This is a genomic window from Gottfriedia endophytica (genome assembly GCF_017814275.1).
GTDB classification, from domain to species: domain Bacteria; phylum Bacillota; class Bacilli; order Bacillales; family Bacillaceae_G; genus Gottfriedia; species Gottfriedia endophytica.
The window spans coordinates 317,907-341,904 of sequence record NZ_JAGIYQ010000002.1; the positions used below are offsets into that span (position 1 = coordinate 317,907).

Sequence of the window (23,998 nt, forward strand, 5' to 3'; positions counted from 1 at the left end):
ATATTATTTATTTGATGAACAAATTGCTAAAGCTAGTGAATATAGTTTAGTTTGAGCACTATCAGATCTTGAAGTAAGCACAATTGGTGCTTTTGCTCCTGCAATTACAGCAGCAACTTTTGCATTTGCCATAAAAACAAATGATTTATACAATACATTTCCTGATTCAATTGAAGGAACCATTAAAATGTCTGCATTTCCAGCAACTACTCCATTTAAGCCCTTATGTTCCGCTGCTTCCATAGAAACAGCATTATCAAGAGCAAGCGGACCATCAATTAGACAATTTTTTATTTGTCCTCTTACATTCATCATTGTTAATGCAGCAGCATCAATTGTTGCTTGCATTGCTGGATTAACCACTTCAACGGCTGATAATACTGCTACTTTAGGTAAAGAGATCCCAACTTTCCTAGCAATCTCTACACTATTTTCAATTATAAGAGCCTTTTGTTGAAGCGTAGGGGCAATATTCATTGCAGCATCAGTTAAAAATACCAATTTATCTCTAGTCGGTATTTCAAACATTGCAACATGAGACAGTACTTCCCTATTTCTTAATCCATACTCTTTATTTAATACTTCCTTTAAAAGAGTAGCAGTGGGAACATTCCCTTTCATAACAATCGAAGCATTTCCTTTATTTACAGCTTCAACCGCTAATTTAGCTGCCTCTTGATTTGACGAGGCATGAACGATTTGTATGCGCTTACTTTTATTGTAATCATTCTGTAAGTCTTCATACATTTCAGATAAAGTCTCTTCGTTTCCAAAGAGTAGAAAATTAGCTAAATTCTCTTCTAAAGCTAACGTTATTGCTTCTTTCACTTCTAAGTCTTCTGCAACAGCTACAGATATCGTTTTCTTAGGAAGTTCTTTAGCTAGTGGAATTAAATCTGTAAATTTCATAGAAAACTCATCCTTTCATCCCCCCACTAATTATATAAGCAAAAAGTGTGCCAACTTTCTCTAAACAGTCAAAATTCTTTCTTGTAAGCGTTATTTCTTATTTAAACGTCTTAAAAAATGTATTTTTGACATCAATTATTATATCACTTAATTCTAACACTTGGTACTAATTTATTACTTTTTTACCATATTTTTAAAATAAACTCTGCAAAAAATATCATAGCACGCAAATTATTGCATGCTATTTTTTGCATTATTGTATTTTTCTAATTTGTAATATAAGTTCCGAACAGACACTCCAAGCTCTTTAGCTGTCTTTGTCTTATTATAGTTATTTTTCTCCAGAGCTCTCTCAATTATTTCACCTTCGTATAATGTCACCATGCCATCTAAATTTGTAATTTCTTCTATTTTTGGCTTCTCAACCTGCGGGACATTGTCATTCGGTAAATAAACATTTGGTTCTTTTACAATTGACTTACTAGCAATTGGCATTGCTGAAAAATGATGATACTCTAAAACCGTCTCATATTGCTTCATAAAAATTACAGCTCTACCTAGGACATTTTCTAATTCACGTACATTACCTGGCCATTGGTATTCTTTTAAATATTGAATAGCTCCCTCAGATAATCGTCCAACATTCCTACCATAATCTTGGTTTATTTTCGCTAAGAGAATTTCACTAATAAAAGAAATATCACCTAATCGATCACGAAGTGCAGGAATAAATATTGGAATTTTATTCAAACGATAGTATAGATCTTCACGAAAAGAACCTTTTACAATAGCTTCTTCTAAGTTAACATTTGTTGCAGCGATAACTCGGACATTAATTGTTATCGATTTTGTTCCACCGACACGGACTAGTTCTTTTTCTTGAAGAACCCGTAGCAACTTCGCCTGCATTGTAGGTGAAAGCTCGCCAATTTCATCTAAAAAAATACTTCCATTATTGGCTTCTTCAAAAACCCCTCTTTTCCCACCTCTTTTCGCTCCTGAAAATGCCCCTTCTTCATATCCAAATAATTCACTTTCTAATAACGATTCAGAGATTGCTGCACAGTTTACACGAATAAATTTATTGTATTTCCGATCACTTTCGTTATGAATTGCATGTGCAAATAATTCTTTCCCTGTACCAGACTCACCCCTTAAAAGTACGGTCGCTGGAGTATTTGCTGCCAGTTGCGCTTGCATAATCGCAAGTTTAATCCCTTCAGATTCACCTGCTATATCTTCAAATGAATATTTTGCTTCTAATGTTCGAATAATTTGTCTTGCTCGATTCAGTTCATTTGTTAATTGATGGATCTCTGACACATCATGGATAACCCCAACACTTCCCTTTAATTTTCCATCAACTAATACTGGCGCAACATTTACAAGCACATCACGATTTTGTTTACCAACTTTCATTCTGACACCACGAACTGCCTGTTTCGTTTTTAATACTTTTAAATGAACACTTTCTCCTTCTTTTATATCAATCGTTGCAGGTTTACCTATTACTTGTTCACTTGTTAGTCCAGTTATACGTGTATAAGCAGGATTAATAATCAATCCTTTACCATTTTCATCAACAACCGATATTGCTTCATCCGAACTTTGAATAACAGCCTCAAGCATACTATATACTTCTTTAAGACTTGTTACTTCTTGAGCTAAATTTAATACCTCAGTATCATCTTTAAATACTGAAAATGCACCCTTTATTATTCCATCATCATCAATAATTGGAATTCTAGTCGTAAAAATTTTACTACCATTTATTAAGATATGTTCTTGATTTACTTCCTTTTGTTTTGTTTGCAGAACTCTAGGTAATTGACTAGTTGGAACAGCATCAAGAATTGCTCTTCCAATAGCATTTTCTTTTTGAATATTTAATATTAGTTCTGCAGATTTATTTAAGAACTGTATAATTCCATTACGATCTACAACAATCATTCCATCATGGGCTGAATTTAAAATCAAATCTTGTTGCTTTCTTTTCTCACTAATAAATTTAATGAGTGATTCCTTTTCGTCAACTAATCTTTTAACAATTTTAGCAATTGAACCAGGAATTAATATGATATGATTCATTTTATTCTTAAGAAGATCTTGATGTAAAATCGGATCGCCAGTTGTATCAAATATGATATCTATTTCATCTTGATTTTGGTCTTTCCAATTTTTATATACTGGTTTTTTATATTTTTTCGCAATCGGTACCCCAATTGCATTTTCTGAGGAATCAACAACAGAAATTACTTTAAATAAATCTGATGGTAACAATAAGGATAAAATCGCAGTTCCGCCTGTCCCCATTCCGATAATCATTACTCTTTGCTTCATAAAATCACCTACTGCATTTATTTTAAATCGAATAAGGATTTTTATTTAAACTCACAATACTCTTTCATTATAAAACGTTTTCCTTTTAGTAGTCCATCTACACTCCCCTATACTTGACAACACTATTTATGTATAAGAATATGAGAATAGGGAGATTATTCGGGACATTTTAATCCAGGCTTGGGGGAAGTTAAATGAAAGAATCATTAACAAGAATGCTTGCTTTTGTTGTAATTGTTACACCAATTATCTTAGCAGTTATAGGAATCAAACTCATTAGAGACACTTTATTCTTCATCCATTCATTTGGATTTAGCTCACTTGGTTTACAATTAATATTTGGAATCATTTCATTGGCAATTGGTCTTTATTTAGTAGGAAGTTTTGTATTATACCGTGACCGAAAACGAGGAAAAGTCCAAAATAAATTTCAAAAATAAATAAAAGGGGCATATCCGTTACTTTCAAAATTGAACATACCGGATAGCCCCTCTTTTTTATTTACCTACTAACTCCGCAGCTATTTCTGGATAATCAGTAATAATAGCTGTACAATTCAATGCAATTAATCTTTTCATTATGAATGGATCGTTAACCGTATAAGGGCGAACAGCAATATGATGGTTTAATGTTTCAATAATTTGTTCATCTGTAATTGATTTATAGTTAGGATGTACTGCTTTCGTTTTAAATTCCTCTGCCAATTTCCATGGTTCGTTTTTTTTCCTATAATATAAAACTCCAGTTTCAATATCCGGAGCCATTAAATGTAACTTAAACATACTTTTATGATTAAACGATGAAATGATGATTCTTTCTTCTATTTCATATTGTCTTATTAAATTAATTACACGTTCTTCTAGCCCATGATATGGAATTTTATCATTCTTCAACTCAATATTAATATAAAAGTCATTATTTTGTGCCCAATCAAAAACTTCTTTTAATGTTGGAATTTCACAAAAACCTACTTTTTCTTTGAAATTATTACTAAAATCAAATTGTTTTAATTGTGAAAGTGTAAAATCTTTGACATATCCTTTACCATTTGAAGTTCGATTAATTGTTTCATCATGGATTACAACAATCTCACCATCACTTGTTAGTTGAACATCCAATTCAATTCCATCAGTTCTAAACTTTTCACATGCCTTAAATGAAACCATTGTATTCTCTGGAAACGTTCCAGCAGCTCCTCTATGTCCAAATATTTGTACCAATTCGGTCCCTCCTTACTAAGTGCACCAATTCATTATTAATAGTATACTAATTAATAATGTGAAACTTCCATTAGTGGGGTTTTTTTCTTTCCCCACTTATGGTTAGCCCGCCCAATCGGGCTTTTACGGGCAGTTATTCCTCGCCTTCCTCTCAATCTTGAGGTGGGTGTCTTACTGCCCGTTAATGCGGAATAAATAAAATAGGAGGGAAAACATGAAACCATTACAAATTTCACCTGAAACAGCCATTACACTTTCCAAAAAATTAAACATTCCCATTGAACAGCTTATGCACATGCCTCAGCATATATTAATGAAGAAACTAATGGAACTAGAGCAAAAAACAACTACTTCATCTGAAAAAGAATAGCTTAATCGGCTATTCTTTTTTAAATTTTCGTAAAAATTAGATCAAACCCTTCCTTTAGTTAGTTGCATAAAGTAAAATAATAAAGGCTTTTAGTCATTATTTTTTATTTTATAACGGGGGGAAATTCTATATGTTACCAGATTGGTTAATAGGACTCATTATGGGTATGGTTGAAGGATTAACAGAATTTTTACCTGTTTCATCAACTGGCCATTTAATTTTGACAGCAGATTTAATTAATTTCGGGGGCCCTAGATCAACTGTTTTTGAAGTTGTTATTCAATTAGGATCAATTTTAGCTGTAGTAGTAGTATTTTGGAAACGATTATGGTCTGTAGTCGGTATAAAAACAAGCGGGTATAAGAAAACAAAATTAAATCTTATCCACATCATAATAGGTGCAATTCCAGCTGGACTTGCTGGAGTAGTCTTTCACGATTTCATTAAAAATGTATTATTTTCTTCAAGAAACGTTGTAATCGGATTAGTTGCGGGCGGAATATTATTAATTGTTGCTGAACGTTTTGCGAAAGAACCAAAATCAACAAATTTAGATCAAATATCTTATACTCAAGCATTTTTAATAGGATGCTTCCAAGTATTAGCGCTATGGCCAGGTTTTTCACGATCTGGATCTACAATTGCTGGTGGTTTATTATTAGGGTTAAATCGAAAAACAGCGGCAGAATTCACTTTCATCCTTGCAGTTCCTATGATGATTGGAGCTAGCGGAGTAGATTTAATTAAAAGCTGGAATGTTCTATCCTCTTCAGACTTAACGTTATTTATTACCGGTTTTATCACTGCATTTATCGTAGCACTACTTGCGATTGTATTTTTCTTAAAACTACTAGAAAAAGTCAAATTAACACCATTTGCTATTTACCGTTTTATTATTGCGATTGTTTTCACACTAGTATACTTAGTATAAAAATAGGCTTTTTTCGTATAAATTGTTGCTATTTTAGAATGAGTTAGTTGATTACAACTCCAGGATACTCGCTTTCCGTAGGGCGTGAGCTGAGTCTTCCCGCTATTCCTACAGGAGTCTCGCACACCTTCCATTGGTATCAACTTCTGTTTTGAAATCTCAAAAGCAACATTTTTTTAGAAAAGAGCCAAAAAATAAAAGGCTATTCGTTCAACGTAAACGAATAGCCTTTTATTATTATATAGTTAGTTTAAAAGTTAAAATTGTTGTCTGTTGGCGAAAGCCCTACCTCTCTTTCGCAATTCGGCTCCAGGGCCGTTCCATTAGGCAGCTTGTTTCACAACAATCTTTTCTAGATATTACTATTGCTTTTTTTGATGGTTGAAATTGTTGACACTCATGGAATGTGCCCGATTTTCTTCCGTATGCCTAAAGCAATATTAGCAACATATTTTATTCACTGGTAGCGAATATAAATTATAGCATATTTATTTTTCTATTTCAACCACTTATCAGTTCGATTAATCACAAATATTTTCCAACTTTAAAAACTTAACTTGGTGACATTGAAAGAAAACCAAATCTTATTGCATGTTCATTTTCATCAGTCATTGCCCTAAAAAAAACATCTCTAATATACTGATCTTGTGTAAGTAAATAAGCATTTCTATAATTTTCGTACGCTTCCAGTTCATCTTCATACGCCATTCTTAAACCTTCATTATAATTACTAAATTCCTCTTTTTTAATCTGATAAACAGGTTGTTGTCCTGTAAGGGTAATATAAAGCCCAGTAAAGAGTTGTAAATGGATTTTTTCATCTTCTAACGCATGATGAATATTATCTTTATGTTTTTGGTTTGGAGCAGCATTTATTAATCGATTGTAAAAATCGATCGCAGTTGCTTCTCCTATAATTGCATCCAAAACCGCTTTAGTAACCTGGGCAAATTGGCCTTGAGAATTTCTTAAATCATAATCATAGTATCCAGTTTGATAAACAAAATAACTAGGATACTGATTACCTAAAGGAATGTTATACATTTTTTCACCTTCTTAAAAAAGTCAATTGCTTTATATACTATGCGCGTTACCTATTTTTGCCCTTTTTGAAAGGCACTCCATTCCGTATTACTCATTAAGATTTAAAGACTATGGGTTTCGTTTTTAACCTGAAGAGATTTTGTAGGATTTGTAGGAATAAATAGTTCGGTTAATTCTCCATCAATATCTTTTAGTTTAGGAATATAATAGGCTACAAATGCGGTTACAGCTGGAACTATTCCAGCACCTATAAATAGGAAGGGTATTCCATAAAGACTAGATACAGCTCCTCCTAGATAACTTCCAACTGGTTGAAGCATGCCGCCAACCAATAGTCTTGCTGACATCACACGACCTCTTAATTCTTCAGGGACAAGCCTTCCATATATCGATGAGCTATACGAACCAAAAAATGGTCCACAAATACCTAATAAGAAAAACACAATCATTGCTACCCAATAAATTTTCGTAAACCCTAACGTCATATATAATATCCCTTGAAAGAAACAGCTCCCCACCATTGGCATACGACGGTTATTCATATCACCAATTGCAGCCACGATTAGTGATCCTACTAATAATCCAACTGCTGTAGCCGAAGAAAGAAGCCCTACCTGAAAGGTATCAAGATGTAAAATTTTCAGACCAAAAGGCAAGACCATAGTAGAAAATGCCATTGAACTCATATTTTTTACAGCTACAACCAACATAACAATTAGTAGTGCCGGGGCATATTTAAAAAACTTTATTCCTTCTACCATTTCCGTCAAATAACCTTTAATACCTACTATGTTTTTTTCTTTTTTCTTAATTTCAATATAAGATGAAAGGTTCTTAACTAAAATTGCGGCTAATAGATAGCTAATTGCATCAACAAGAAGACTTTGATACGCTCCAACATATTTTATAAAAGCTCCTGCTAGACCAGGACTTATAATAACAGAAGCATACATAGACGTATCTAATAAGGAGTTGCTACGCACAAGCTTTTCTCCTTTTATAATAGAAGGAAGAATTGACATACTTGCAGGGTTATATAACGCAGTACACGTACCGATAAAGAATGCAGATACATAAATAGGCCATATAGCTACCCATCCAAATATCCCTAAAATTGCAGGTGCAAAAAAAGCAAGAAATCGAAAAAAATCAAGTAATACCATTAACCTTGGTTTGTTACACCGATCGATAATAGGAGCTCCTAAAAGTCGAACGATAATTTCGGGTATACCAAAAGTAAGCATTAAACTCCCCATCGCCAATAGTGAACCAGTTTCTTTATAAATAATCCATTGTAATGCAAGAATCCCAAAATAATCTCCAAATGAACTGATTGTTTGTGCAGAAAACAAGAACCAAAAAGGTTTATTCATCAACGTCATCCTCCACATATGAGAAATTAAGATACTTTTTTAATAACTCATTTAACTTTTCGATCCCGCCCCTTCGCAAACGATACTTCGTATTTCTACCTGAAGCTTCAATTTGTAAAAGCCCAGCTGCTCTTAGTGCCACTAAATGATGGTGAACAGTACTCTTGACCAAACCAGTGAAATTTACTAAATCTTGAAATTCCTTAGGTCCTTCAGAAACATAACGAAGAATCATCAACCTACTTTCATCTCCCAAACATTGAGTGAGACGTAATAACAGTTGACTGGGTAGTCCATCTTGGACTGGTTTAGCGTCACAATGATAAAAACAAGTGATATGACTTTTGTAATGTATGCTATTATTTGTTGGACTTAGGTGAAATTGAGGAATTAGTCGGACTGTTTTCAAATCTGGTGTAGTTAATTGATGTATACCGTTTGTAGCCAATTCAAATAAATTTTCCGGACTCATTGACTTTTTTAATTCAAGCTTTTTTGCCTTATCCATCGCCAAGTTGATAATGATTGTTTGATCAATAGTTGAAAAGTAATATTCATTCCACTTAGTAAGTATTGAAATCATTTTTTCTTTTCTTTCAGATAAATCTTCAGGGACTTTTTCGAAATAATCGCTAATTAACAATTTAATCTTCTCGGTAGACAATGACTTTAACCATTCAATAAACTGTATTGCTGACCGATCTCCTGGGCAAGATGCGACTAACAAATCTAACCCCATTTCACGAACAATACTCTCACTTTCTTTAATTTCTTCAATAAATTCAGAAGGAAGAAGCTGTTTTACAGAATTCACCCACTTTTTACCTAAATCGATTGTCTTATGCTTTTTAACTTGTGAAAAAGCATACAAACTAACAATTAGTTCATATGCAGGACAAAAATCAATTAAAATTTCATACCCCATTTGGTTCGACCTCCATCGAACAATAATTTATTTTTATATTATTCCGAATTATTTTATTTATCAATATTTTTGTAAAAATATGAATTCGAAGTTTTATTTGTTCTAGAAATCTTTAAAATATGAAGAGGCTTCATTTTAAGTTAAAGCCTTTTTCTATCTTATAAAGTTGTAAAAAATATTCAAATTATTAATTTTAATTAAAATTCTCTCATTATTATAGGAATGAAAATTACAGATATTAATAATTTTTTTGCACCCTTTTTACTAGAGTTATCTATTTTAATTAAAAAAACTTATCTTAATCCATTTTCTACCATATATGATTTTTACCCATATATTAAAAAACATAAAGAAATACTTAACTTTTTTATTAGCCAAATCATATTGCCCACGCTTTTGTACTCTTTTATACTAAGTTTGCAAATCAATTCAAAATACTTTCCTTGAGTATAGATATAACAATGAAGGGAGAAAAAAATGAAAAAAAAGCAGGATAAACCATCATTTATTTTTTATGATGCTCATGGTAAAAGAAAACGAATATTTAATTGGTTAATAGGTACTTTATTAGTAATATCAATTATTGTATTTTATTTTTTCTTTCAGAGTATCCTATCAACTTCACATTTAAAAAACTTAAAATTAAGATCTGAGCATCATAATAATATTTTCCCTGTTGATGCAAAGATAAGTGAAAAACTATTGAAATATGAGTTAAAAAAAGACAATTCATCAAAATACCACTTACAACATGTTTATAATCATAAAAGTGTACAAAAAGAAACATACGCTTTTTATGTAAACTGGGATGAAAATAGTACTAGTTCATTTGAAAAAAACGTGCGCTCAATTACGAATTTAATTCCTGAGTGGTATCATTTAAAACCTAATTTTACATTTAGTAATGAAATCGATCCATCGATTGTACGATATGCAAACAAACATCATGTAAAATTACTTCCATTAATTAATAACTTCAGTAATGGAGCATTTGATACTAAGGAAATTCACAACTTATTAAATTCACCTATTGATACACAAATGAAGTTTATTAATAATCTCGAAAAATCGATTAAAACTAACAATTTTGCAGGAGTTAATATTGACTTTGAAGCTATACCAGAAGGCGATAAAGAAAAATTAACTCAATTTATGTCATTACTTTCTAACGTCTTCCATCAAAACCATTTAAAAGTTACTCAAGACGTTCCAAGTGATGATAAAGCTTTTGATTACAAAGCTTTATCTAAATCAGATGATCGTGTCATTGTCATGATGTATGACGAACATTATAGCGGAGGACCTGCTGGACCAATCGCTTCAAACAATTGGTTCAAAACTACGCTTAGTAATTTAGATATCCCAGCGGATAAACTTATTGTTTCTGTTGGTAACTATGGATATGATTGGACAGTTGGTTCTAAAGATCCAGCAGATCCATTAACATTTTCTGATGTAATCCAACTAGTAAAAGATTCTCACGTAAAAATTCAATGGAACGGGCAAAGTGGCAATCCTTATATCATTTATAAAGATAAGGGAGAAACTCATATTGTTTGGTTTTTAGATGGAGTAACATTTTATAATCAACTTCAAACTTCTATGTATGAAAATGCAAAAGGTATTGCCCTATGGAGATTAGGAGCAGAAGATCCTAGTATTTGGAAGGAAATCAAACATTCTAACGATACAAAAGATACTTTAAATGAATTACACCAATTAAGTAGTAATGAACGAGTTCAGTATTATGGACAAGGTGAAATATTACGAGTCACGAACACTATCAAACAAGGTTATCGAGATTTTAATGTAGATAAAAATGGATATATTACGAATGAACAGTACACAAAACTACCTGTCACATATGAAGTTCAGCGATATGGACAGCCTAAAGGAAAACAAGTCGTATTAACGTTCGATGATGGACCGGATCCAACATATACTCCGCAAATCTTAGATATATTAGACAAATATCATGTAAAAGCCGATTTCTTTGTAATTGGACAAAATGCTGAAAATAATCCAAGTATTATTAAACGCGAATATAATTCTGGGGATGAGATAGGAAATCATACGTTTACTCATCCTAACGTAGCGACCGTTTCATCTTTTGAAACAAAATTACAGCTTAATGCTACACAAAGATTAATTGAAGAGTTAACAGGACATTCAACAACATTATTTAGAGCACCATACGAAGCTGATGCTGAGCCTTATTTAGCAAGTGAGCTTGTACCAATTATTCGTGCTCAAGAATTAAATTACACAATGGTTGGAGAAAAAGTTGACCCTGAAGACTGGGCAAGACCACCTGTTAAAGAAATCGTTAATAATGTGCTTACACCAATTTATAATGGAGATGGACATATCATCCTATTACATGATGCTGGTGGAGATCGCACGAATACAGTTAAAGCATTACCAATTATTATTGAGAATTTACAAAAACATGGATACCAATTTGTAACAGTTTCTGACTTATTAGGTAAAAAACGTAGTGATATAATGCCACCTGTACCTTTAAAAGATCAGTTCTTCATTTTATATGACAAATTAGTTTTTTATGGGGCAGACTATTTCACTACAACTTTACAATGGATTTTTTATACAGCTATCGTATTAGGTGTTCTTAGAGGAATTTTCTTAATGTATTTCGCATTAAAACAAAAAAGAAGATATAGTTCTCGAACATTTTCAAGTATTCCAGTTCAGCCTTTCGTTAGCGTGTTAATTGCAGCCTATAACGAAGAAGAGGTTATTGTAAAGACAATAAAATCTATTCTTCAAAGTGAATATCCAAACTTTGAAGTCATTATTGTTGATGATGGTTCAAAAGATCAGACGTCCAAAGTCATTATGGATGCCTTCTCTGATAACCAACAAGTAAGATTAATTCAAAAAGAAAATGGTGGTAAAGCTACTGCTTTAAACCTAGGATATGCAGAAGCACGTGGAGATATTGTTGTTTCTTTAGATGCTGATACTCTAATCTCAAAAGATGCAATTTCTTTAATGGTACGACACTTTGAAGATCCAAATGTTGCTGCCGTTTCAGGTAATGTAAAAGTTGGAAATCGAAAAAATATTTTAACTAATTGGCAACACGTGGAATATATTACAGGCTTCAACCTTGAACGAAGAGCTTTTGATGAATTAAATTGTATTACGGTTGTACCAGGAGCTATGGGTGCTTGGCATAAACAAAGAGTACAAGAAGCAGGATGTTTAAGTGAAGATACACTTGCAGAAGATACAGACCTAACGTTAACTCTATTACGTAATGGTTATCGAATCGTTTACGAAGAAAAAGCTTATGCTTATACTGAATCACCTGAAGATGTAAAAAGCTTAATCAAACAGCGTTTCCGTTGGTCATTTGGTACACTTCAATGTTTATGGAAACACCGTTCTGGATTATTCAATAAGAAAAATAAAACTTTAGGATTTATTGGATTACCAAATATGTGGTTGTTCCAATATTTCTCAAATTTAATTTCACCTTTTGCTGATTTACTAATGTTCATTGGATTATTTAGTAGTGATCCATTAAAAGTATTAATATTCTATTTAGCTTTCTTTATCTTTGATTTAGGTACATCATACTTTGCCTTCAGATTAGAAAAAGAGAATCCTAAACCATTATTATCATTAATAGTGCAAAGGTTTATCTATCGTCAATTTATGACATATGTAGTTTTCAAATCTATATTGGCCTCAATTAAAGGTGTGGCAGTTGGATGGAATAAGCTAAAAAGAAGTGGTAATGTAGAAAACACTGAACATCACAATAATTAGTTTTTTTAAGGGTATGGTTGTAGATAACCATACCCTTTTTTCATTTCTACCACCTATATAAACTTCTCCTACTTAATTTGCAATCAAACTTTTCTTCAAATTCGTCACAAAACTTTTTAAAAAAATATACATTTTAATATCATATGATGACCTGTCAAGAAATAAATATATACTGATACTTACTATTTAAATTGATAAATGGTTAAAATAAATATATTACTTTGAAAGGAGAACATTTATGCATTATGAAAAAGGCCAACATTTAACTTTAAATAGAGACATTAACTTTAATAATGGTAAAATTGCTCATCAAGGTAGTAATATTGTCATTAAGGAGATACACAGAAATAGTGATCTTCCTTATGTAGTTAATTTTGATGAATGTGAAGTTGATGTTGAATTAGCAGAATTCCAAATTGATTCATGCACTAGTTCAGTTGAACGATTTTAGAATGCGTTAGTTGATTACAACTCCAGGATGCTCCCTTTCCGTGGGGCGTGAGCTGAGCCTCCTCGTCGCATACGCTCCTGCGGGGTCTCAGCCTTCCCGCTATTCCCACAGGAGTCTCGCACCTTCCATTGTAATCAACTTCTGTCTTTTAAATTAATATTCTTTTAGAAAAAAGACATCCATGCTAATAAAATTCCCACCATGGACCATGAAAAAAAATTCGTCCTATAATGATTCTCTTAAGATGTTTTTTCAGGGTAGCAAAAAAATAAATAACACCTTTCCCTTGCAAAAGGAAAGGTGTTGAATTTAAATTTTATATACTATGTGTAAATAAAATGAGTGCAAAAAACTTACTTAATATATCAAATCAGATAATATTAATTTAAATCCTTTCAAGAAGCCTTATGCTCTAAACGCAGTTTATCAGCAACCATTGCGATAAATTCTGAATTTGTCGGTTTTGCTTTTGACATGCTTACTGTATAACCAAAAAGAGTTGAGATGCTGTCAACATTCCCACGGCTCCAAGCAACTTCGATTGCATGGCGAATTGCCCTTTCTACACGACTTGCGGTTGTATTGAATTTCTTAGCAATATCAGGGTATAACACTTTTGTAATAGACCCTAGTAATTCAATATCATTATACACCATAGAAATTGCCTCTCGTAAATACATATATCCTTTAATATGAGCAGGAACTCCAATTTCATGAATAATGCTTGTTATACTAGCATCTAAATTACGTGGTTTATTTTCAAAATTAGATACTAATGAAGGTGTAGAGCGCTTTGAAAGTGACGATCCCTTCCCAACAACTTGACGAATATTATTAATTAAATGCTCCATATCAAATGGTTTTAAAACAAAATAAGATGCACCTAGGTCTACGGCTTTTTTCGTAACGTCTTCTTGACCAAACGCTGTTAACATAATGACATTTGGAATCTTCTCAACTATACCTGAACGCAAACGATCTAAAACAGCAATTCCATCTAAATGTGGCATAATAATATCTAATACAAGTACATCTGGTTTTTTCTCTTTTACAAGTGGTATACAATCTGAACCATTGTAAGCTATTCCTACTACTTCCATGTCTAATTGTGCATTAATATAATTTTCAAGCATGACTACTAATTCCCTATTATCATCCACTAACATTACCTTAATTTTATCCACAGCCGTTCCTCCCCATACTTCATCACTATTTACTATTTCTAAGTTAACCTTTTACCGAAAATTTCGACAATAAAAGCTTCTCCCTAATGTTAATTATAAATTCTGAATATTTTTATTAAAATAGATAGTTTTCTTCATTTTCTTCTAGTATTCGACTTAACTTATGTAATTATCTTTCATTTGGTTTCTATATTAAGTATATTGTACTATAAAATTCTGCATATTCACACGATTTTTGTAAATATAAAATATAAAAAAGGTAAAATTTAGTATTTTTTTAAAATTAAACTATTTTTAAAACCAATTCTCCTAATTAAAATGTTCTTCTAGGATCTCACCCTGTACTGATGCTATCACAATAGTCTCTCTATCGCTCTAATTAATTTTTATTTACAGAATGCTTTAACAAAATCTTTTTTTAAAACGAGCAATCTTTTATAAAGGCTGTTTTCGTATATATTATTGTTATTTCAGTATGTATAAGTTGATTTCCTCTCCATGGTGTTAGTTTTCCGTGGGGCGTGAACTGAGCCTCCTCGTCTCATACGCTCCTGTAGGGTCTCAGCCTTCCCGCATCTCCCACAGAAGCCCAGCACCCTTCCGTTTAAATCAACTTCTGTCTTTTATATTACATAACCTAAAGCAACAATCTTAATTAAAGAGCAAATTATAAAAAATCAGCTCATTTTTTCTCATAAGTTTTTCAAGCAAAAACCTTTCGCGTATACACACGAAAGGATATTTTTCAACTCGCTATATTCTTTTCTTCAGATTCTGAATAATCGTATATCGGTAATTTTGCTTCATTGAGCATCCATTCAATATGAACTCCATATCCACTAGTTGAATCATTTACAAAAACATGAGTAACAGCTCCAATTAATTTTCCATTTTGAATGATTGGAGATCCACTCATCCCCTGTACTATTCCACCTGTTTCTTTCAGTAGTCTTTGATCAGTTACTTTTAATATTAAACCTTTAGTTGATGGGAATTTTTGTTTTATACTGCTTATGATTTGGATATCAAAAGCTTCAACTTTATTATCGTGAATAACAGTCAAAATCTTTGCTGGCCCTTCTTTAACCTCATCTGAAAGTGCAATTGGAATTGGTTTTGAATAGATACCATTATTAATTTTTTCATTTACTTTTCCAAATATCCCATATGGACTATTTGTTGTGATATCTCCAATAGTTCCACGTTCAGCAGCAAAATGTGCAATTTTTTCACCTGGTGACCCATCTGTTCCTTTATCAATCGAAGTGACAGTTGAATACAAAATTTTTCCATTTTCAACTTCTATTGCTTTTTTAGTATCACTATCGGATATAACATGACCGAGTGCACCATATTTCAATGTTTTTGGATCAATAAATGTCATTGTTCCAATTCCTGAAGCAGAATCTCTGATGTATAAACCAATTCGATAAGAGTCTTGATTTTTATCTTTTAAAGGCTTTAATATTTTATTTAAGTATTTGCCTTCTCTTTTAACTGTTATGTGAATTGGTGCACCATTTTTTCCCGCTTGTTGAATAAATGGTAATACGTCTGCCATTTTTTCTATATTTGTTTCATTCATCTTAATAATCATATCACCAATTTGTATACCTGCAATTTCACCTGGCGATTTTTGTCCATCTTCCGTTAAGATCAAGTGATGACCAACTACTAGAACTCCTACAGAATTTAATTTTACTCCAATTGATTGTCCACCAGGTATTATTTTAATATTACTATGGACTTTATTATTACTATTAGCTTTTAAAGAGCCATTTTCAAAATAAGTTTCCCTATTATTGACTGAATTTAAAATATTACTGCTTTTTATTTTATTTTCTTGATATACAGTTTTATATTTATTACTATTTTGCTGATTCAACGTTTTCTTCTTACTAATTTCACTTGAACTTAATACTTTCATCTGCTGAGTATGATAAACAACGCCAATAAAGCAAATTGAAAAAAGGAGAACTACATTTAAAAATTTGTTTTTAACAAAATTGATCACAAACAAATCACTCTCCTTTTTATTTTATAATCAAGCCACCTTGGGCTGTAAGTTTAATGTGAGCTTTCTTAAAAAAAAATATGACTGTCAAAAAATGAAAAGATATTGGAAGAAATGAGTTTGAATGAATTTATCGCAAAAGATTTTATCAAGAATTTACTCCGTCTTAGTATGTTTCAAATAATAGATCATCATGTTTAAAAAACTTTTTTCATCATAAAAAAACTCCAAATCACTTTGAATAATTTCAGGTGATTTGGAGCTTTTTTATATTGTTTGATGAATTATTTTAGTTGATTCTGCTTGATTTATTAATTCTTTTGCATGTTGAAGGGTAACATCTGTTATTTCAACACCGGCAATCATTCGTGCTATTTCATTTATTTTTTTATCATTCACTAAAGGCGTAACCACCGTTTTCGTTCGATTTCCAACAATTTCTTTTTGAATATAAAGATGTGTGTCTGCCATAGATGCTACCTGTGGAAGATGCGTTATACATAATACTTGCGAGTTAACTGACACTTTGTGAATTTTCTCAGCAATTGCTTGTGCAACCCTTCCACTTACCCCAGTATCAACTTCATCAAAAATAATTGAAGTGATTCCTTGGTGTGTTGTAAAAATGCTCTTAAGAGCTAAAAACATCCTTGATAACTCTCCACCTGAAGCAACTTTTGCTAAAGGTTTTAAAGGTTCACCAGGATTTGTTGAAATGTAAAATTCTACAACATCAAATCCATCTTTATTTAGTTTGACATGTTCTCCATTTAAAATCGGGTCATTTTCAGTTCCATTTTCAAAAGTAAAAACGATATCAAAAGTCGTTTTTTCCATGTATAATTCTTTCAATTCTTGATGAACAGCATCGATTAATTTATTAGCTAATTCCTTTCTCTTATCAGAAAGTATTTGTGCATGTTTTATAACAGTAATTGATGCTTGATCAAGTTCTTTTATTATTTGTTCGATATGTTGATCCTTATGTTGAATCGTATCTAGCTCTTGCTCAATTTTTTCAGCATAATTTAAAATTTCAGTTACACTGTTACCGTATTTCTTTTTCAACATAGATATTTCACTTAATCTCGATTCAATATCATCTAGACGTTTTGGATCATACTCCATTTGTTCAATTGAATCTCTCAAACGATAAGAAATATCCTCTAATATGTAGTAACTATTACTTACACCCTCATGTAAATCTTTAATATCTTCGTCAATTGTTGCTACATTTTCTAATGCATACATACTTGTACGCACTGAATCAAGGCCATTCCCGTCATGAGATAAGCTTTGATATGCTTCAACTAATGATTTATAAATTCGTTCAAAGTTAGAAATTTTCATTTTTTCTTCTAACAATTTTTCATCTTCATTTTCTTTTAAATTTGCATTTTGGATTTCACTTAACTGAAATTGAATCAAATCAAGTCTATGTGCCATTTGTTGTTCATTTTCAGTTAAATTTTTCAATTTTTTCTTAAGAGTTGTATATGTTGTAAAGCTTTCTTGATACGTTTTTAATAGTGGCTCTATAGAATGACTATCAAAATGCTGTAACATCGATAAATGATGTTCCTGGTTCATCAAATCTTGACTTTCATGTTGACCATGAATATCAACTAAAAGACCACCAATTTCTTTTAATGTTGAAGTCGTTACTAATTTCCCATTAATTCGACAAACACTTTTACCTGCATTTGTAATATCACGTTTTAAGATGATCATCTCATCTTCCATCTCAAAACCAAGTTCTTCACATTTAGTATAAATTGGGTGATTTTCGTCCTCTATATAAAATAACCCTTCTATTTCTGCTTTTTCCGTTTCATAACGAACAAATTCAGCCGAACCACGTCCACCTAACAGTAGACCAATGGCATCTATAATAATGGATTTACCTGCTCCAGTTTCCCCACTTAAAACAGTTAACCCCTTTTCAAATGAAATTGATACTTCTTCAATAATTGCGAAATTCTTTATAATTAGTTCAGATAACAAAGAATTGCTCCTCTCTAATTAGTTTTTAAACCAATTCTATTTATTGTTCTATACTTAAAAACAGGTTGTAATACTGAATCACCTGAATTAAATAAGCTTTTTGAAAACTTTTATATTGTTGGCTGTTTTTGTATACATTGTTGCTATTTCAGTATGTGTAAGTTAATTTCCACTCCAGGATGCTCGCTTTCCTAGGGGCGTGAGCTGAGCCTCCTCGTCGCATACGCTCCTGTGGGGTCTCAGCCTTCCCGCATCTCCCACAGGAGCCTGGGCACCCTTCCATTCCAATCAACTTCTGTCATTTTTATAAAAACCAAAACAACAATCTTTAAAAAATAGCCATATTGTTATATTTATTGTAGCATATCAAGGAAACGTTCTTTTAAGGAGTCCGATTCATCTGGTGATTTGCAAATAATAAGAATTGTATCATCACCGCAAATTGTCCCCATAATTTCTGGCCAGTCTAAATGATCAATTAGTACACCAACTGAGTTTGCGTTACCAGGTAAAGTTTTCATTACGATTAAATGACTTGCACTATCTATTTTAATAAATGATTCAACTAACAATCTCTTTAGTTTTTGAAGAGGATTGAATCGTTGATCTGCTGGTAAACTATATTTGTATCTCCCATCAGATAAAGGTACCTTAACTAATGCAAGCTCCTTTATATCCCTAGAAATAGTTGCTTGAGTTACTTTAAAACCTAAATCACGTAGTGCTTGAACCAATTCGTCTTGTGTTTCTATTTCATTTTTAGCAATAATTTCTCTAATTTTTATATGACGTTGACCTTTATTCATAGTACACCTCTTGTATAATACGACAAATTTCTACCGCTTTCTACCCTAATCTTAACCAATAACTAAGACATTGTATATATATTTTTAACCGTTTTCACTGAATTGAAATGTTATATAGTTATCTTTTAATTATATTTTTAAAATTGACTTCTTTTTATGTATTTACTTACGATTCCTGTTTTAAAAAACTGTTTTCGTATACATTGTTGCTTCTTTAGAATTCGTTAGTTTATTACAACTCCAGGTTGCTCCCTTTCCGTGGGGCGTGAGCTGAGCCTCCTCGTCGCTATCGCTCCTGCGGGGTCTCAGCCTTCCCGCTATTCCCACAGGAGTATCGCACCTTCCGTTGTAATAAACTTCTATCTTAAAATTAAAAATCTCAAAGCAACAATCTTTTAGAAAAGAGCCTTTCTTAAACATTATTGCAATTTAAGGATTTCGTAGTTCCGCTCCGACTAACCTCACTAGTAACAGTTTGCTTTAACAAAACCTTTTAAATAACAACAATCCTTTTGAAAAGAACCTAAAAAAATAAAGAGAATCCATTATGGTGGATTCCCTTAACTTTGGCTTTTCAATTCACCATGAGCTTGATCAACGATTTCTTTTGAAGAAAGAGAAAACAAATTACTTCCTAATTCTTTTTCTCCGCTCCAGTGTAAGTGAATCAAAAATTCAATATTCCCATCTCCACCTGTAATAGGAGAAAAAGTTAGATTTTTGACATCATAACCTTCTTTTAATGAAAACTCAACAATATAATCAATAACACTTTCGTGAACCTTTTTATCACGAACGATTCCTTTTTTTCCAACTTGATCTCTACCAGCTTCAAATTGAGGCTTAATAAGCGCACATACATCACTCTCTTGCACTAGTAACGTTTTAAGTACTGGCAAAATTAGACGGAGTGAAATAAACGAAACGTCAATTGAAGCAAATTGTGGTAACCCTTTAATTAAATCTTCTGGTTTTACGTAACGAAAATTTGTTCTCTCCATTACAACAACTCGTTCATCTTGACGAAGTTTCCATGCTAATTGGTTATATCCAACGTCTAATGCATATGAAAGTTTGGCTCCATTTTGTAAAGCACAATCTGTAAAGCCCCCTGTAGAAGATCCGATATCAATCATAATTTTGTCTTGAACAGAAACGTCAAATACTTTTAAAGCTTTTTCAAGCTTAAACCCACCTCTACTCACATAAGGCATTAATTCTCCTTTTATTTGAAGATGGGAATCTATCTCTATTTTTTCACCTGGTTTATCTAATCGTTCTTCATTTGTATATACAAGACCTGCCATTATGGCTCTTTTTGCTTTTTCTCTTGTTTCTATTAGACCTCGTTCTACAAGAAGAACATCAACTCGTTCTTTTTTTGCCATATTATTACATCCTCTTAGCTGTTTGTGCGACCATTTTACGAAGGTTAGAAATAATTTCTTCCTTCGTTAAGCCAATTTCTTCAAGAAGCTTATCCACTTCTCCATGCTCAATATATTCATCGGGAATACCCATTCTTCTAACTTTAACATTTTCATATTCATTTGTACTTGCAAATTCTAAAACTGCACTTCCAAATCCGCCTTGTAAAACAGCCTCTTCTATTGTAAGAATAGGAATCCCTTCTTTAAATAGATCATGAAGCATTGCTGTATCCATCGGTTTAATAAATCTTGCATTGACAACTCTAATTGATTTTCCTTCTTGCTCTAATATGTTAGCTGCTTCTAAAGCCATTGGAATTGTTGTACCAAAAGTTAATATCACAGCATCAGATCCGTTTTTTAATACTTCCCATGATCCGATTGGTAGTTCTTTTAACTCAGGATCCATTGGGACTCCATATCCATTTCCTCGTGGGAAACGCATTGCAATTGGACCAGAATGTTTGAATGCTGTATTAACCATGTGTTGACCTTCATTTTCATCTTTTGGCATCATCAACACTAAATTAGGAATATGTCTTAAAAACGCAATATCAAATACTCCTTGGTGAGTTTCTCCATCTGCTCCAACTAAGCCCGCTCGATCAATTCCAATAAATACATCTAAATTTTGACGACAAACGTCATGAACAACTTGATCATAAGCTCTTTGTAAAAATGTTGAGTAGATCGCTAAAAAAGGCTTCATTCCTTGCGTAGCAAGTCCGGCAGCCATAGTTGTAGCATGTTGTTCTGCGATACCAACGTCAAAAATACGATCAGGTAATTTCTCTTGGAAATTTTCTAATTTTGAACCAACTGGCATCGCTGGTGTAATTGCTACTATGCGCTCATCTTTTTCTGCTAATCTTAAAACTGTATCACTTACTAATTTACTCCATGCAGGAGGAGAATTTACTGGCTTAATCATTTTCCCTGATTCTACTTTATATGGACCAGTTCCATGCCAAGTACCAATTTCATCAGACTCAGCTGGATTATAACCTTTCCCCTTTTTCGTTAGAACATGTATTAAGACAGGACCTTTTGTCTTCTTAGCATACTCTAAATTTTCAAATAAACTTTCAAAATCATGGCCATCTACTGGACCAAAATAAGTGAATCCCAATTCTTCAAAAAACATTCCACTGGAAACAACATACTTCAAGCCATCTTTTAGTTTTTTAGAGGTTGAAGAAAGCTTTTCACCTATTCCAGGAATCTTTTTAATCATGCTCTCTACTTCACCTTTTGCCCACCGGTAATGTCCTGTAGTACGTAAGCGGCCTAACACATTATGAAGGGCCCCAACATTTGGAGCGATTGACATTTCATTATCATTTAAAATAACGATGATATCCTTTTTTTCGTGACCAATATGATTTAAAGCCTCTAAAGCCATACCACCGGTCAATGCTCCATCACCAATAATTGGAATAATACATTCTTTTGTTTTTTTCAGATCTCTAGCAATTGCCATTCCCATTGCAGCTGAAAGGGATGTTGAGCTATGTCCCGTTTCCCAAACATCATGTTCACTTTCATTTCTCTTTGGGAAACCACATAACCCTTTATATTGTCTTAAGGTCGGAAATTCTTTTGCTCTACCCGTTAAGATTTTATGTACATATGATTGGTGACCAACATCCCATAAAAATTTATCTTTAGGGGAATTAAAAACTTTATGTAAAGCGATCGTTAACTCAACCACTCCTAAATTAGGCGCAATATGCCCCCCTGTTTCCGAAAGCTGTTGAATTAAAAATTCTCTAATTTCCTTACTAAGTTGCTCTAATTGCTTTATCGATTTATTTTTTAAAAAACTCGGATTCTGAATTGACGTAAGATCCATTTTGGATCACTCACCTTCCTAGATGTTAATAAGAAAATAATTCTATAATCATAAACGAAATTTCATTCTAATTGGAGATTTCTTCATAAATAGTGTTAATTAAAGGATAACTGTTTCTCAAGAAATTTAACCCTATGTATCAAAAAACCTTCAATTTATATTTAAAAATAGCCGCTAACACATATGTGATAACGGCACACATCTTCATAACCCCGCATTAACAGGCAGTTAGACTTACCATCTCATAATCGGGAAAAGCGATGATGATTGATAAAGGATAACTGCCCGTATTAATCCAATTGGTTCAACTAACGATCAGTAGGGCTCTAGACATACCACTGACGGAAGTTTCACTTTAAATGATAATTTTCTAATTATGTATAAGTAGTATCATTATACATAATTGTACTCTTTGTATCAATGAACAATACTTATTTATTGCATAATTTATCAATTACATGTTAAAAGTTTCTATTTCCCACGAAATCACAGATAGAAAGGAGCATATCATCACGCAAGCCACATGAAACAATATGCTGTTTTGCTTCACTAATAAATTGTTGAAGTTTTTCTTTTGCTCCTGTCACTCCATATAATTTTACATATGTTGTTTTATCATTTTCTATATCACTACCGACTGGTTTTCCAATTAAATCGACATTTCCTATTACATCTAATATATCATCTTGAATTTGAAACGCGATTCCTAATTTCCATGCAAATTGTGTTAAATGAGAAAGATGTTCGCTTGTGGCATTCGAAAGAATTGCACCAGCGATTACTGGAAACATTAACATCTTACCTGTTTTTCGTTCATGAATTGATTGTAATTCTTCACCAGATAAACTTTTTCTTTCTCCTTCCATATCAGCAACCTGACCTGCAACCATTCCCTCTGGTCCCGCTGCGATTGAAAGTTCACGTATTAATTGAATTTTTATAGCATCTGATACTACTACCTCATTCATTTCTGAGATAATTTGAAAAGCATAAGTTAATAGAGCATCCCCAGCTAAAACAGCCATATCTTCTCCATACACTTTGTGATTTGTTGGTTGACCACGTCGTAAATCGTCATCATCCATACAAGGTAGATCGTCGTGAATTAGTGAGTAAGTATGTATCATTTCAACAGCACACGCTGGCCTTACACCAATATTTATTTCTTTATTAAATGCATGAAGGGTAGCAAATAAAAGAAGAGGTCTAATTCTTTTTCCTCCACCCTGTAAAGAGTAAATCATAGATTCTTTTAACTTTTCAGGGGCACGTAATGAAGAAACAAGTCCCCCCATTTCATCATTGACAATCTTACTTGATTGTTCCATAAATTGTTTAAACGTTAACATG

18 protein-coding genes are annotated in these 23,998 nt (G+C 32.5%); 5 read left to right on the plus strand and 13 right to left on the minus strand.

The window, feature by feature from the left end; genetic code table 11:
- Positions 1-3: 3 nt before the first annotated feature.
- On the minus strand, positions 4-909 hold the full coding sequence (yqiS, locus tag J5Y03_RS04215) for a phosphate butyryltransferase (RefSeq protein WP_209402847.1): 906 nt from the start codon (positions 907-909) through the stop codon (positions 4-6).
- Positions 910-1,140: 231 nt separating this feature from the next.
- A complete protein-coding gene (locus J5Y03_RS04220) occupies positions 1,141-3,249 on the minus strand; it encodes a sigma-54 interaction domain-containing protein (RefSeq protein ID WP_209402849.1) in 2,109 nt (702 codons plus the stop codon).
- Positions 3,250-3,443: 194 nt separating this feature from the next.
- On the opposite strand from J5Y03_RS04220, the gene J5Y03_RS04225 reads away from it, so the two are divergent.
- The gene (locus tag J5Y03_RS04225; protein WP_209402851.1) at positions 3,444-3,689 is read left to right on the plus strand and encodes a DUF2627 domain-containing protein; all 246 of its coding nucleotides are present in this window, start codon (positions 3,444-3,446) and stop codon (positions 3,687-3,689) included.
- Between the two features lie 57 nt (positions 3,690-3,746).
- Here the strand turns inward: J5Y03_RS04225 and J5Y03_RS04230 are convergent, their stop codons facing one another.
- Complete coding sequence (locus tag J5Y03_RS04230) at positions 3,747-4,469, minus strand: glycerophosphodiester phosphodiesterase (RefSeq protein WP_209402853.1); 723 nt, start codon at positions 4,467-4,469, stop codon at positions 3,747-3,749.
- Positions 4,470-4,683: 214 nt separating this feature from the next.
- Between J5Y03_RS04230 and J5Y03_RS04235 the strand changes: the two genes are divergently transcribed.
- Together J5Y03_RS04235 and bacA are read left to right on the plus strand one after the other, a co-directional pair.
- Positions 4,684-4,839 carry a YycC family protein gene (locus J5Y03_RS04235; protein WP_209402855.1) on the plus strand — a complete coding sequence of 52 codons (156 nt, stop codon included), beginning with the start codon at positions 4,684-4,686 and terminating at the stop codon, positions 4,837-4,839.
- Between the two features lie 130 nt (positions 4,840-4,969).
- On the plus strand, positions 4,970-5,770 hold the full coding sequence (gene bacA, locus J5Y03_RS04240) for an undecaprenyl-diphosphate phosphatase (RefSeq protein WP_209402857.1): 801 nt from the start codon (positions 4,970-4,972) through the stop codon (positions 5,768-5,770).
- A 552-nt stretch (positions 5,771-6,322) separates the two neighbouring features.
- Here the strand turns inward: bacA and J5Y03_RS04245 are convergent.
- From J5Y03_RS04245 to J5Y03_RS04255, 3 genes are all read right to left on the minus strand, one after another.
- Positions 6,323-6,814 (minus strand): ferritin family protein, encoded by a 492-nt coding sequence (locus J5Y03_RS04245; protein WP_209402859.1) that lies wholly within the window; start codon positions 6,812-6,814, stop codon positions 6,323-6,325.
- Positions 6,815-6,915: 101 nt separating this feature from the next.
- Positions 6,916-8,187 (minus strand): MFS transporter, encoded by a 1,272-nt coding sequence (locus tag J5Y03_RS04250; RefSeq protein ID WP_209402861.1) that lies wholly within the window; start codon positions 8,185-8,187, stop codon positions 6,916-6,918.
- Positions 8,180-9,112: an ArsR/SmtB family transcription factor gene (locus J5Y03_RS04255; RefSeq protein ID WP_209402863.1), complete on the minus strand. Its 933-nt coding sequence runs from the start codon at positions 9,110-9,112 to the stop codon at positions 8,180-8,182. The genes J5Y03_RS04250 and J5Y03_RS04255 overlap by 8 nt, the downstream gene beginning before the upstream one ends.
- Before the next feature lie 477 nt (positions 9,113-9,589).
- Between J5Y03_RS04255 and J5Y03_RS04260 the strand changes: the two genes are divergently transcribed.
- Complete coding sequence (locus J5Y03_RS04260; protein WP_209402865.1) at positions 9,590-12,907, plus strand: glycosyltransferase; 3,318 nt, start codon at positions 9,590-9,592, stop codon at positions 12,905-12,907.
- Positions 12,908-13,145: 238 nt separating this feature from the next.
- Complete coding sequence (locus J5Y03_RS04265; protein ID WP_209402867.1) at positions 13,146-13,358, plus strand: hypothetical protein; 213 nt, start codon at positions 13,146-13,148, stop codon at positions 13,356-13,358.
- Positions 13,359-13,753: 395 nt separating this feature from the next.
- On the opposite strand, the gene spo0A is transcribed toward J5Y03_RS04265, so the two are convergent.
- The 7 genes from spo0A to J5Y03_RS04300 form a co-directional block, all read right to left on the minus strand.
- Positions 13,754-14,542, minus strand: a complete 789-nt coding sequence (gene spo0A, locus J5Y03_RS04270) for a sporulation transcription factor Spo0A (RefSeq protein WP_209402869.1) — start codon at positions 14,540-14,542, stop codon at positions 13,754-13,756.
- Positions 14,543-15,287: 745 nt separating this feature from the next.
- Positions 15,288-16,556, minus strand: a complete 1,269-nt coding sequence (gene spoIVB, locus J5Y03_RS04275; RefSeq protein ID WP_322099546.1) for a SpoIVB peptidase — start codon at positions 16,554-16,556, stop codon at positions 15,288-15,290.
- Between the two features lie 267 nt (positions 16,557-16,823).
- Entirely contained in the window at positions 16,824-18,560 is a 1,737-nt protein-coding gene (gene recN, locus J5Y03_RS04280) for a DNA repair protein RecN (RefSeq protein ID WP_209402873.1), read from the minus strand.
- A gap of 353 nt (positions 18,561-18,913) precedes the next feature.
- A complete protein-coding gene (gene ahrC, locus J5Y03_RS04285; RefSeq protein ID WP_209402875.1) occupies positions 18,914-19,366 on the minus strand; it encodes a transcriptional regulator AhrC/ArgR in 453 nt (150 codons plus the stop codon).
- Positions 19,367-19,926: 560 nt separating this feature from the next.
- On the minus strand, positions 19,927-20,754 hold the full coding sequence (locus J5Y03_RS04290; protein WP_209402877.1) for a TlyA family RNA methyltransferase: 828 nt from the start codon (positions 20,752-20,754) through the stop codon (positions 19,927-19,929).
- A 4-nt stretch (positions 20,755-20,758) separates the two neighbouring features.
- Positions 20,759-22,648, minus strand: coding sequence for a 1-deoxy-D-xylulose-5-phosphate synthase (gene dxs / locus J5Y03_RS04295; protein WP_209402879.1), 1,890 nt, complete (start codon positions 22,646-22,648; stop codon positions 20,759-20,761).
- A 461-nt stretch (positions 22,649-23,109) separates the two neighbouring features.
- Positions 23,110-23,997, minus strand: coding sequence for a polyprenyl synthetase family protein (locus J5Y03_RS04300; protein ID WP_209402881.1), 888 nt, complete (start codon positions 23,995-23,997; stop codon positions 23,110-23,112).
- Between the last annotated feature and the right edge of the window lies 1 nt (position 23,998).

Excerpts from the sequence above, each read along its gene's own strand:
- yqiS (WP_209402847.1), bottom strand. The coding sequence starts at position 909 with ATGAAATTTACAGATTTAATTCCACTAGCTAAAGAACTTCCTAAGAAA.
- J5Y03_RS04220 (WP_209402849.1), bottom strand. The coding sequence starts at position 3,249 with ATGAAGCAAAGAGTAATGATTATCGGAATGGGGACAGGCGGAACTGCG.
- J5Y03_RS04225 (WP_209402851.1), top strand. The coding sequence starts at position 3,444 with ATGAAAGAATCATTAACAAGAATGCTTGCTTTTGTTGTAATTGTTACA.
- J5Y03_RS04235 (WP_209402855.1), top strand. The coding sequence starts at position 4,684 with ATGAAACCATTACAAATTTCACCTGAAACAGCCATTACACTTTCCAAA.
- bacA (WP_209402857.1), top strand. The coding sequence starts at position 4,970 with ATGTTACCAGATTGGTTAATAGGACTCATTATGGGTATGGTTGAAGGA.
- J5Y03_RS04245 (WP_209402859.1), bottom strand. The coding sequence starts at position 6,814 with ATGTATAACATTCCTTTAGGTAATCAGTATCCTAGTTATTTTGTTTAT.
- J5Y03_RS04250 (WP_209402861.1), bottom strand. The coding sequence starts at position 8,187 with ATGAATAAACCTTTTTGGTTCTTGTTTTCTGCACAAACAATCAGTTCA.
- J5Y03_RS04255 (WP_209402863.1), bottom strand. The coding sequence starts at position 9,112 with ATGGGGTATGAAATTTTAATTGATTTTTGTCCTGCATATGAACTAATT.
- J5Y03_RS04260 (WP_209402865.1), top strand. The coding sequence starts at position 9,590 with ATGAAAAAAAAGCAGGATAAACCATCATTTATTTTTTATGATGCTCAT.
- J5Y03_RS04265 (WP_209402867.1), top strand. The coding sequence starts at position 13,146 with ATGCATTATGAAAAAGGCCAACATTTAACTTTAAATAGAGACATTAAC.
- ahrC (WP_209402875.1), bottom strand. The coding sequence starts at position 19,366 with ATGAATAAAGGTCAACGTCATATAAAAATTAGAGAAATTATTGCTAAA.
- J5Y03_RS04290 (WP_209402877.1), bottom strand. The coding sequence starts at position 20,754 with ATGGCAAAAAAAGAACGAGTTGATGTTCTTCTTGTAGAACGAGGTCTA.
- dxs (WP_209402879.1), bottom strand. The coding sequence starts at position 22,648 with ATGGATCTTACGTCAATTCAGAATCCGAGTTTTTTAAAAAATAAATCG.
- J5Y03_RS04300 (WP_209402881.1), bottom strand. The coding sequence starts at position 23,997 with ATGTTAACGTTTAAACAATTTATGGAACAATCAAGTAAGATTGTCAAT.